This is a genomic window from Neisseria sp. P0014.S002, from assembly GCF_051958295.1.
In the GTDB taxonomy this organism is placed as follows: Bacteria; Pseudomonadota; Gammaproteobacteria; order Burkholderiales; family Neisseriaceae; genus Neisseria; species Neisseria flavescens_B.
Genome location: NZ_JBQCVO010000042.1, coordinates 1 through 409 on the forward strand (window position 1 = coordinate 1; position 409 = coordinate 409).

General features: G+C 56.2%; 1 pseudogene. It reads left to right on the forward strand.

From position 1 onward, the window contains the following. Window positions 1–409: pseudogene (locus ACTHSX_RS10510) on the forward strand (hypothetical protein); the annotation flags it as partial.

Consider the following 409-nt stretch of genomic DNA (forward strand, 5'->3'; position numbering starts at 1 on the left):
CGTCTCGATTACGACCAAACCGACAACCTGATCCAAGAAACCGGCTGGGACGGCAAAATCACCGCCTACGGCTACGATGCCGCCGGACAACTGGTTCAACAGACCGAATACGGCCAAAGCAATCATGAAGGCCGTCTGAAAGAGCGTCCCGAAACTTGGCACATCCATCATTTCAAACGCAACATCCTCGGCCAACTGATCGAAAAACAAAGCTGCAAAGTCTCCGGTCGCAACGGACAAAGCAAAGACGAAGGCATCAGCCGCACCCGTTTCGAATACGACCCCGTTACCGGCAACCTGACCAAAGCCCGCAACCAACACAGCAGCGTCGAACTCGCCTACGACGAACTCGACCGCCTCATCGGCGAAACCACCGTCCACAACGGCCAAAGCGCCACCGTAGGCTACC